This window comes from Polynucleobacter sp. MWH-CaK5 (assembly GCF_018687615.1).
GTDB lineage: Bacteria > Pseudomonadota > Gammaproteobacteria > Burkholderiales > Burkholderiaceae > Polynucleobacter.
Genome location: NZ_CP061299.1, coordinates 908,283 through 920,616, shown reverse-complemented (window position 1 = coordinate 920,616; position 12,334 = coordinate 908,283). Strand labels below are relative to the sequence as shown.

General features: G+C 47.2%; 1 protein-coding gene (running past one end of the window). It reads left to right on the top strand.

Features of this window, described 5'->3' with window-relative positions; all coding sequences use genetic code 11:
* Positions 1–3 precede the first annotated feature (3 nt).
* Positions 4–12,334, top strand: partial view of an autotransporter-associated beta strand repeat-containing protein gene (locus GQ367_RS04555; RefSeq protein ID WP_215289400.1) — the 5' portion only. 18,131 nt of this gene lie beyond the right edge of the window; only the first 12,331 of its 30,462 coding nucleotides appear in the window; the start codon lies at positions 4–6; its stop codon lies beyond the right edge, outside the window.

Sequence of the window (12,334 nt, the reverse complement as noted above, 5' to 3'; positions counted from 1 at the left end):
TTCATGAATAAGCTCAGCCAAAACTTCCTCTTCAGTGCTGCCTTGATGGCCGCTGGCGGAGCTTTTGCGCAATCAGCCCCAATCGCTGCAGATGCTCTGCCCACAGGTGGTCAAGTGGCAGCGGGTTCAGCCACCATCCAGCAATCAGGCAATACCTTGAACGTGGTTCAGGCTAGCCAGCGCGCAGTGGTCAACTGGCAAAGCTTTAACGTAGGTGCTAACGCCAAGGTTGAGTTTGTGCAGCCGAATGCTCAGGCCGTGATCCATAACCGCGTGGTCTCAGCCACTGCTTCGCAGATTGACGGTATGGTCAATGCCAATGGCAAAGTCATCATCTCTAACGCCCATGGCGTGGTCTTTGGTAAAGGTTCTCAGGTAGACGCTGCTGCCATCGTGGCCACCACGATGGACATCAATGACAAAGACTTCATGGAAGGCAAGAGCACCTTCAAAGGCAATGGTAAAGGCGCTGTGATCAACTACGGCAAGCTTCAAACCAAAGACCCTAAGGGCTATATCGCTTTACTCGCTCCTGAAGTGCGCAACGAAGGCTACATCTTGGCCAAGGGCGGAGCAGCTAACGCAGTGGCTTTAGCCAGCGGTACACAGATCACTCTGGACTTCCGTGGCGATCAACTCATGACGGTGAAGGTCGATGCCTCAGCCTACAAGAGCTTGATTGAGAACAAACGCTTGGTTCAGGTCGATGGCGGCATGGTCGTGATCGCCGCTAACTCAGCCGCTCAGCTCATGGGCTCAGTCATCAAGAACAGCGGCCGCATCAGCACCAGCTCCATGGTCAACAACGGTGGTGTGATTGAGATCTTGGCTGATAACGTCCAGAACTCAGGCGCCATCATGGCCAACGCCAAGGGCAATACCGGTAACGGCGGTCAGATCAACATCAAAGGCAACACCATTTCTCTAGCCGATACCAGCAAGATCAAGGCCAATGCCAAAGAGCAAGGCAATGGCGGTCAGATCATTGTCCTCTCAGAAAAGAAGACCCAAGTCTCAGGTGTGCTTGAAGCCAAGGGGGGCAAGACCAGCGGTAACGGCGGCTTCATTGACACCAGCTCTAAGGAAGTCCTAGAGATCAGCAGCAAGACCAAAGTAGACACATCTGCTAGAAACATCCTAGGCAAAGCCGGTACTTGGCTATTGGATCCTATGGATCTGCTAATAACCACAGGATTTGCTCAAGTAATCAGCGATGCTTTGCAGAACAATAACGTCACAGTTCAGGTGCAGGGCAATGTTTGTTCAGGGGGTAGCTGTACCCAGAACGGCAGCGGTAACCTCACGATTGAACAAGGCGTAACCATCAGTAAAACTGGTGGCGTCAAAACAATCTTAACTTTCTTGGCAGATGGGACCTTCTACAACTATGGTGTCATCAATCAGGCAGCGGATTCAATCTTAGAAGTGGTGATCCAGGCACAAAACGTTAACCTGGCCCAAAACAGCAGTATCGAAGTGAACAAGGTTACGATCACAGCGGTTAACTCAGTTACAGGTTACGGTAGCATCGTTGGGGCAGGAGCCAATCCATTGGTTAACATTCTGGCGAACATTTTTAACTTCCATGGCGCCATCACGGTTAACTCAAGGACCCAGGTTACGGTTAACAGCGTCACAGGTAACGCAACAACAAGTAATACCACAGTAGGAACCATCCGCATCACAGCGGATGAGTTAACCTTGGCATCAAGCGGAAGATTAGAAGCGAACAATGTAATAAGTGACACCAATAGTGGCGCGATCACATTAAGTGCTAATGGCACTGGCATTATCACGATTGAAGGATTAATCCAAACAAATGGTGGTAATGGTCGTGGTGGAGAGATTAATATCTCCCAAGCCGACGATATACACATCAATAACGCTATTATTCAATCCAACGGAAATAATGGCGGCAACATTCAAATATTCACCAACTCTGGTGACTTAATCCTACAAAATGCATTAATCCAAACCAACGGTTCAAATGGCCGGGGTGGTTCTATTGGAATATCCGCCACTAATCACACATTAATCACTAACTCAAATATCGAGGCAAAAGGATTAAACCAGGGTGGCAGAATCTTAATCGGCAATAATGCAGATAATGGCATATTGCCGTTTTCTATTTCTGTGATCTTAGATAAGACGAATATTGATGTATCTGGGCAGAATATAAGTAATCAAGATATCAATCAAATCAACATTGATACACAAAATGACTTACTGATTAATAACTCAACATTAAAAGCAAATGGTGAGCAAGGTGGTCAAATCTATTTGAACTCTCAATATCAAGGCATTGTTTTTGATAATTCAGTTATTCAAACTAATGGAAGTAATGGTCGCGGAGGTACGGTTGAGATTTCTTCTAACTCAGGTAGCCTCACAATTAACAGCACCATCCAAGCGACTGGTGCCACTGTTGGCGGAACAGTTCTCTTAACCGCAGATCACATTCTTCTAGATAGCAACACACTCATCGATGTCACCGGTAATTTAGGTGGTGGATCTGTATTAGTAGGTGGTGATTGGCAAGCTGGTAAAAACGAAATAATCAGAGTCTTCCCAAATCGAGACATTCATCAATCAATAACAGTCACCATGAAGTCTGGTGCCATGATTGATGCCAGCGCCAAGATCAATGGTGACGGTGGTGTAGTGGTTTTATGGAGTGACATCACTAATCGTCATTCGATCACTGATGCTCAAGGATCTATATATTCAAAAGGCGGTAGCCAAGGAGGTCTGGGTGGAAAGGTCGAAACTTCAGGCGCAGCTTTACTATTTAGCCAAATAGTTGTTGATACAAAGGCCTCGGATGGCACAGCTGGTGACTGGTTACTAGACCCAGGCAATATTGAAATTACAACTAGTGGTTCAGCCAGTGCCATCGGACCTACTTATGAACCAGGAGGTAGTGGTGGCTGGACCCAGATTCATCCGAATGCAATTAACAATGCACTGAACAATAGCAATCTGATCATCACAACTGGAACCGGTGCTAATTATGAAATCCACAACAATTCTGAAATTAGATACACAGGTAGCAGTGAGAGAACTCTTACCCTAAAAGCTACAGCTGGTATCAATTCGGGAACTATCACAAGTACTAATGCAAAGCTTAACGTAATCATTTGGGTTGAGTCAGATGGTGGTGGTAGTAGAGGTCCTGCGCTAAGTAATATTACAACTAATGGTGGCCACTTTTGGGTTGGCGGTGGATCTGGAACTACCACTTGGAATGGTTTGACTGTTGGTAATGGTTTGGCGATGTCAGACGGCAGTGCTAATCATTACGCAATAGATCTTTACGGCGATATCTCAACTGCAGGTGGAGACATACATCTAGTTGCATCCGATGGTTTTGTAACAGCAGGAGCTCCGTCAATCGGTGCTATCGGCGCACACAGAACGCTCAATGCAGGTTCTGGTGATATTTCCTTGATAGTCGGTGATGCTAGTTCATTAAACGGTGGATTTAATATTGTTGTTCAAACTACTGGTCGACTAACTGTTGCGCCGCCATCTGGACAGAATTGGGTCTCAGACATAAGTTGGGGGGCATTGAGTAACCCAATTCCGGGAGTTACAGTTAACAACCCTAGTAGTTTAGGTGGTTTGAGTATCGGCACTTATACCGGAACCGGACTTGCGGGCGATACCGCGTATGTAACGTCTAATGCGCGAAACGTTACCGTGAATAACACTATTGATATTAAGGGGCCGGTTTCAATATCAGCCAATCAGATCACCCTCGGAATTGGGATCGCAATTAACGCCACGGGGGATTTGAATCTTTTTGCGTTAAATGGTTTTACTACAGCAGCAAACTCGGGCATCGCGCGTGGGGCAATAAGAACCCGCGGTGGGAATCTTCACATCAATGCAGATAGTGATGGTAATGGTACCGGCGAACTAAATATTGACTGGTTTTCGTATGATGCTGGCACGGGAAATGCTATCTTGGAAGGGGCTTCATATTCGTGGAGCACTAGTTCTGTTGATAACATACCTGATATTTACGGTCTTGGCGGTATTACTTTCAGAAGTAGCAGCACGCTCCAAGGACTCAATACCAGCTGGTTTCAATTTCTTCAGACACAATCCTCTTTTACATTTGGACATTCCAATCGACAAAATGGTTCTATTACTTTTAACGCGTGCTCCATTTGCCATTCACATGCCGAGAATTTCACTGATAAAACGTTTACGGTAGCCGGGCCAATTACTATTCATGGCGGTGAGGTTGTTCTAAATAGTAGTTTAAGTACAAGCAATTCGTCTACAGGTGACATTACAATCACAACAAGCGCTTTATCTGGTTCTGGTTCAATATCATTGGCCAATGGCAGAAGCCTAACTATTACTCAATCTGGTTCATCGACATATAGCGGCGCTATTTCTGGAACATTGAGCGCCCTTACAAAAGGGGGTGCAGGCACTGTAACCCTTACAGGAGTTAATACTTATACGGGTGGCACAACAATTACCGGCGGTACGCTTGCCTTGGATCGTGCAGGCTCAACAACCGGCACTGTTCTTGCTGATGCTGGCGCCGTTACAGTTAATGGTGGTACTTTGACCTTAAATGATTTAACTGAAACAGTTGGAGCAGTTACTTTGACATCTGGCTCTATTACTGTTGGCGCGGCAGGTAATACATTAACAGGTTCGGGTTACACATTAAATCCATCAAGCGGGACTGATCACTCAATCTCAGCAGTTTTAGCTGGTGGCGCTTCAGTGGCTTTATCTAAATCTGGTGCAGGCACTGTAACCCTTACAGGAGTTAATACTTATACGGGTGGCACAACAATTACCGGCGGTACGCTTGCCTTGGATCGTGCAGGCTCAACAACCGGCACTGTTCTTGCTGATGCTGGCGCCGTTACAGTTAATGGTGGTACTTTGACCTTAAATGATTTAACTGAAACAGTTGGAGCAGTTACTTTGACATCTGGCTCTATTACTGTTGGCGCGGCAGGTAATACATTAACAGGTTCGGGTTACACATTAAATCCATCAAGCGGGACTGATCACTCAATCTCAGCAGTTTTAGCTGGTGGCGCTTCAGTGGCTTTATCTAAATCTGGTGCAGGCACTGTAACCCTTACAGGAGTTAATACTTATACGGGTGGCACAACAATTACCGGCGGTACGCTTGCCTTGGATCGTGCAGGCNNNTCAACAACCGGCACTGTTCTTGCTGATGCTGGCGCCGTTACAGTTAATGGTGGTACTTTGACCTTAAATGATTTAACTGAAACAGTTGGAGCAGTTACTTTGACATCTGGCTCTATTACTGTTGGCGCGGCAGGTAATACATTAACAGGTTCGGGTTACACATTAAATCCATCAAGCGGGACTGATCACTCAATCTCAGCAGTTTTAGCTGGTGGTGCTTCAGTGGCTTTATCTAAATCTGGTGCAGGCACTGTAACCCTTACAGGAGTTAATACTTATACGGGTGGCACAACAATTACCGGCGGTACGCTTGCCTTGGATCGTGCAGGCTCAACAACCGGCACTGTTCTTGCTGATGCTGGCGCCGTTACAGTTAATGGTGGTACTTTGACCTTAAATGATTTAACTGAAACAGTTGNNNGAGCAGTTACTTTGACATCTGGCTCTATTACTGTTGGCGCGGCAGGTAATACATTAACAGGTTCGGGTTACACATTAAATCCATCAAGCGGGACTGATCACTCAATCTCAGCAGTTTTAGCTGGTGGTGCTTCAGTGGCTTTATCTAAATCTGGTGCAGGCACTGTAACCCTAACAGGTGCTAATACTTATACGGGTACGACTACGATCAGTGCGGGCACTTTAAAGTTAGGTGCGTCAGGAGTTATCTCTGACAGTTCAGCAATTGATTTTAGTAACGGCGCAGGTACTTTAGACCTGAATGGATTTAATGAGACGGTGCTAACAATTGCCGGCACCTGCACGATTTGTTTCATCACAAACACTGCAGTCGGAACTGATACTGCGACATTAACTTCGGGCACGACAACTACGGCAACAACATTTACTGGCGTGATTCAAAACGGTAGTACAGCTAAAGTTGCAATCACTAAGTCAGGAAGTGGTAGCTTGACCCTAACAGGTGCTAATACTTATACGGGTGGCACAACAATTACCGGCGGTACGCTTGCCTTGGATCGTGCAGGCTCAACAACCGGCACTGTTCTTGCTGATGCTGGCGCCGTTACAGTTAATGGTGGTACTTTGACCTTAAATGATTTAACTGAAACAGTTGGAGCAGTTACTTTGACATCTGGCTCTATTACTGTTGGCGCGGCAGGTAATACATTAACAGGTTCGGGTTACACATTAAATCCATCAAGCGGGACTGATCATTCAATCTCAGCAGTTTTAGCTGGTGGTGCTTCAGTGGCTTTATCTAAATCTGGTGCAGGCACTGTAACCCTAACAGGACTTAACACTTATACGGGTAATACCAATATTGCAGGCGGCACTTTGGTAGTGACCGGGAATTTATCATCTGCTTCTAACGTGGTGATGACCAACAATGCTATTTGGGATCTTCAGGCGACGCAAACAATTGCAACGTTAACGATGGCCAGTGGAAATAGCATTATTAGAAGTGCTGGAACATCTATTCTGAATATCAGCGGCGCATCAACTATTGGCAATAGCATTACAACCAGTGGTCTTCAGGTATATGGCGGTTTGGTAACGTTGATTTCTGATATGACCCTATCTACCGGTGAGAGCATTTCATTTAAAGATAAAGTCGACGGAGCTTTTAATTTTTCAGCAAACATTGGTAGCGCTGGTATGTTGATCTTTAATGCTGATGTTGGTGCAACTACTCCGCTGTCTTCAATCACTGTTGGTGCCTCAGGTGCAAGCTATCTGAATGCAAATATTATTACTACAGGAAACCAGATCTATAACAATAATTTATTTATTGGTGTAGCAGGTGTCGCGCAGTTTGTTAATGGAGACTTCTCTGGCGGATTTGGAAACTGGTCATACTCTAATACAAGCGTATACCTAGGAACAACCCAAATTGGAGGATTTACAAGTCCCACTGATCCAACTTCATTGCGATCAAATACCAATACCAATACCACCACTTACGTTGGCTCATTTGCAGCAACTAATAGAGCAACATCGATTGTCAGTGGTTCTATTCAAATGAGTACGGGTTCAGGTAACTGTGCGCAAGGCTACTGTACTGTTCGTGGTCCTTATCTTATCAGTGATGGAACGGTAAGCTTGTCGGCTGGAGATACGGTGTCATTCCGTTGGCAGGCTATTGCAGGAGGTGATGCTTATGACGCTTTTGGTTATTTGTTAAACGTTGCGAATGGAACAACAAGAACTATTCTCAATAGTACGGGGGCAACCACAGATGCAGGATCTACATGGACTACTGCAACATTTACACTACCTACAGGCATATCTCCTGCAGATTACAAATTTGTATTTGTCGCCGGATCCTACGATTCTAATGGCGCAAAGGGAGTGGGTGGTTCGCTTGCAATTGATGATGTTTCGACTACATCATCTTTGGCTAACCTTTTTGTAGGTTCGCCAAGTCCAAACGTGAAACTTACAGCAAACAAAGTAAGTATCACTGGCACCACAAATCTGTCATCTAACAATTTAGATGTCTCTACGACTGCAAACGATAGTTTAATTAGCGGAGCTATTTCTGGTTCTGGTAATTTAATCAAGTCTGGGGCAGGACATTTGACTCTTTCTGGCGCCAACTCCTATGCAGGTACAACCACTGTTTCTGCTGGTACTCTTAAGTTAGGCAATGCCACAGCATTAGGTACTGCTGCAGCTGGTACGACTGTTGCTTTGGGCGCTGTGCTTGATCTAAATGGTCAAAACGTCAGCAATGCTGAAGCCTTAACCATCTCAGGCACAGGTATCAGCTCGGGCGGTGCACTGATCAACACTTCATCAAGTGCTGCTACTTTTGGTGGTTTGCTCACATTAGCTGATGACACTTTGATTGTTGGTGAAACCGGCACGATTGCTTTAAGCAATGCTGGCACGATCACAGGTGCTTATGATTTGACCTTGGGTGGTGCGCAGGGTGGTTCAATCACATCCATCATTGGTACTTCGACTGGTTCAGTCACTAAAGTAGATGCTGGCACATGGATTCTCTCGGGCAATAATACCTACACCGGTGCTACAACAATTAGCGATGGAACCCTTGCCATCAGCCATATCTCCGGTCTTGGTACAACTGCCAGTGGCGTTACGGTAGCAAGTGGTGCAACGCTGGATATTCGTAATGTGGCAGTGGGCGCAGAAGCAATTACTCTGAATGGAGGAACCTTAGCTACCTCTACCGGCACATCTAGCCTTGGCGGCACAGTTGCTTTAGACGCCAACAGCACCGTAAGCGTTGCTGGCTCCCAACTGACACTTTCAGGAGTTGTTTCAGGTACAAATGCCCTTACCAAAACAGGCACTGGCATTCTGGTTCTATCGAACACTAACACCTACAGCGGTGGCACTTCGCTATCAGCAGGAACTCTGAATCTTGGCTCTGCTGGTGCGATTGGTACTGCTGGTACGATCAATTTTGGTGGCGGAACGCTACAGCACTCTGCTAGTAATACAACAGACTACTCTGCTCGTTTTAGTACTGCCAATAATCAAGCCTATCGCATCGATACAAACGGCCAAACCATTACATTGGCAACTGCCTTAAGTAGCAATGGTGGTGTCTTAACTAAATTAGGTAATGGCGTTTTAATACTGTCGGGTGCTAATTCATATACGGGTACAACTACAGTCAGTGCCGGTACTTTGCGTTTAGCTAACGCTACTGCCCTCGGTACAGCAGCGGCTGGTACAACAGTATCCGATGGCGCAGTTTTAGATCTCAACGGTCAAACAATTGTCAATGCCGAAGCATTAACGCTAAATGGAACCGGCCTCAGTACTGCGGGGGCGTTGATTAATAGTGCAGAGGGTACAGGAAGTGCTGCATCTTATGCTGGCTTGATAACACTCAACACTGCAAGCAGTATTGGCGGAACTGGCAACATCACATTGAGCGAAGCAATATCTGGTGGTTTTGCATTGACTAAGGTAGGAACTAATACCCTGACCTTATCTGGCAATAATTCATATAGCGGCGGCACCAACATTAATGCTGGTACCGTAAGCCTTGATTCTGCAAATGCGATTGGCTCATCTGGCACGATTAGCTTTGGTGGCGGCACGCTGCAATACACCGCGAACAACACAGCAGATAATTCAGCTCGTTTTAGTAATGCCTCCAGTCAGGCCTACCTAATTGACACCAATAGCAGAGATGTCACATTAGCTTCTAACTTGAGCAGTAGCGGTGGTGCTTTAACGAAGTTGGGTACTGGTACCTTGACACTACAGGGTAATAATTCGTACACCGGAGGCACCAATATCAATGCCGGTACCTTAAGATTAAACTCAGCAAATGCCATTGGCTCGTCTGGCACGATCAGCTTTGGTGGCGGTACCCTTCAATACACCGGTAACAACACAACCGATTACTCTGGACGTTTTAGCTCGACGGCTAATCAGGCATACAGCATTGATACGAATGGTCAGACAATCAATTTCCTAAGCGCATTGAGTAGTAGTAGTGGAACATTGACCAAGTTAGGTGCCGGTCGTCTCAATCTTGTTGCTGCCAATACCCATAGCGGCGGTACGACCTTGTCAACCGGTACGCTTGGCTTATACAACAACACCTCTGCTGGTAGCGGTGCCTTAACCATATCAGCGGATGCAACCTTAGTCCTGGGTCGCTCTGTTACGCAAATTGCCAACAATATGGTTCTCAGCGGGACCGTGACGATCAATTTTGATAATGCCGTGGAATATTTAATAGTTGCAGGCGGTGGTGGTGGCGGTTCACGGCATGGCGGCGGTGGTGGTGCGGGTGGCGTGCTTACTGGAAACTCAGATGTCGATGCCGCAAGCGTAACGGTGGTGGTTGGTGATGGTGGTAGTGGCGCCACAGCCTCTGTTGCTCCAACAAAAGGCGGTAACAGTTCATTATCATTCCTCAGCACAGCTGCTGAAGGTGGTGGAAGTGGTGGTGGTTGGTTTGGTGATGCAACATCAGGTGGTTCTGGTGGTGGTACAAGTTCAGATTATTCTGCTGGATTTGCAGGTACTACCGGTCAGGGAAATGCAGGCGGAACTGGTGTAAGTTGTAACGGCTGTGATGGTGGCTGGGCTGGTGGTGGGGGTGGTGGTGCCGGTACAGCTGGTTCAAATGCAACTCGAACAACAACAACCAATGCGTCGGGTGGTAACGGTGGCACTGGATTACCATCAAGTATCTCTGGCTCCCAAGTTTTTTATGGCGGCGGTGGCGGTGGCGGGCTGAGCAATAACTCTACAGGTACTGCTGGTAATGGTGGTAACGGTGGCGGTGGGGCGGGCGGTAAAGCCACAAATGGTACGAATGCTACAGCTAATACTGGTGGTGGCGGCGGTGCAGGTGGACACAGTACATCAAACTGGGCCGGCGGCGCGGGCGGTTCCGGTGTTGTCATCGTTCGCTATTTGGGATCATCTAACGGTTCAAATGCAGGAGGTTCCGTCACTGATGGTTCTGGTTCAGCAACTGGATATGCTATACATAGATTTAATTCCAGCGGCACATTGACGCTGAATACTTCTGCCGTATTGAGTGGTGATATCAGCGGTACTGGCTCGATAACCCTTAATGCAACGGGCAGGACGGTTTCATTGACTGGCACGAATACCTATGTCAATACAACAATTACCGCTGGTACCTTGAAGGTGGGTAATGCAACCAATACTGGCTCCCTAGGTTCGGGCACGGTGACGAACAATAGTGCGTTGATTCTTGACCGTACAAATGCTTTCTCTATTGCCAATGTAATCAGTGGAACGGGTACTCTCACAAAGCAGCAAACATCGACAGCGACTCTATCAGCTAATAACAGCTACTCTGGACTCACAACTATCAGTGCCGGTACTTTGCAGATCGGTGATGGCGGAACAACGGGTACTTTAGGCACCAATTCAGTTACTAATAACGGCTCTCTGATATTCAACCGAACCGATAACCTCTCTGTTGCAAATGCCATCTCTGGATCGGGTAGCCTAACCCAGGCAGGCAGCAATGTGCTGACACTCTCGGGCAACAATTCATATAGTGGCGGCACCAACATCAATGCTGGTACCGTAAGGCTAGACTCAGCAAATGCGATTGGCTCATCTGGCACGATTAGCTTTGGTGGCGGCACGCTGCAATACACCGCGAACAACACAGCAGATAATTCAGCTCGTTTTAGTAATGCCTCCAATCAGGCCTACCGAATTGACACCAATAGCAGAGATGTCACATTAGCTTCTAACTTGAGCAGTAGCGGTGGTGCTTTAACGAAGTTAGGTGCTGGTACCTTGACACTACAGGGTAATAATTCGTACACCGGCGGCACCAATATCAATGCCGGTACCTTAAGATTAAATTCAGCAAATGCCATTGGCTCATCTGGCACGATCAGCTTTGGTGGCGGCACGCTGCAATACACTGCGGACAACACAACGGATTATTCTGGGCGTTTTAGCTCGACCGCTAGTCAGGCATACAGCATTGATACCAATAGTCAGACAATCAATTTCCTAAGCGCATTGAGTAGTAGTGGCACATTGACCAAGTTAGGTGCCGGTCGTCTCAACCTTGTTGCAGCCAATACCCATAGTGGCGGTACGACCTTGTCAACCGGTACGCTTGGCTTATACAACAACACCTCTGCTGGTAGCGGTGCCTTAACCATATCAGCGGATGCAACCTTAGTCCTGGGTCGCTCTGTTACGCAAATTGCCAACAATATGGTTCTTGGTGGAACCGTGACGATCAATTTTGATAATGCCGCGGAATACCTGATTGTGGGCGGCGGTGGCGGCGGTTCATCTGGCGGTGGTGGTGCAGGTGGTGTAGTCTATCAAGCGACAGATCTTGCCTCATCTTCATATGTTGTAACCATTGGTGCTGGCGGAACAGCTGGTGCTCCTTCAAATAGCGGTTCAAATGGTGGTAATGGTCAATCAACAGTATTTAATGGTGTAACTGCCAGCGGTGGTGGTGGTGGTGGCCGAGCCATGAATGCAGGTTTGGCTGGTGCCTCTGGCGGTGGTGCAGGTGCAGATGTCTTAGGCGGAGCTGGAGCTGCCTCACAAGGATCTGCAGGCGGCACTGGCCCAGGTACAGCATCAGGAACCTCCGCAGCAGGTGGCGGCGGTGCGGGGGAAGTTGGTTCACCTGGTTTAACCCAGGCCGCATACAACGCTCGTTATCCTGGCTTATCAG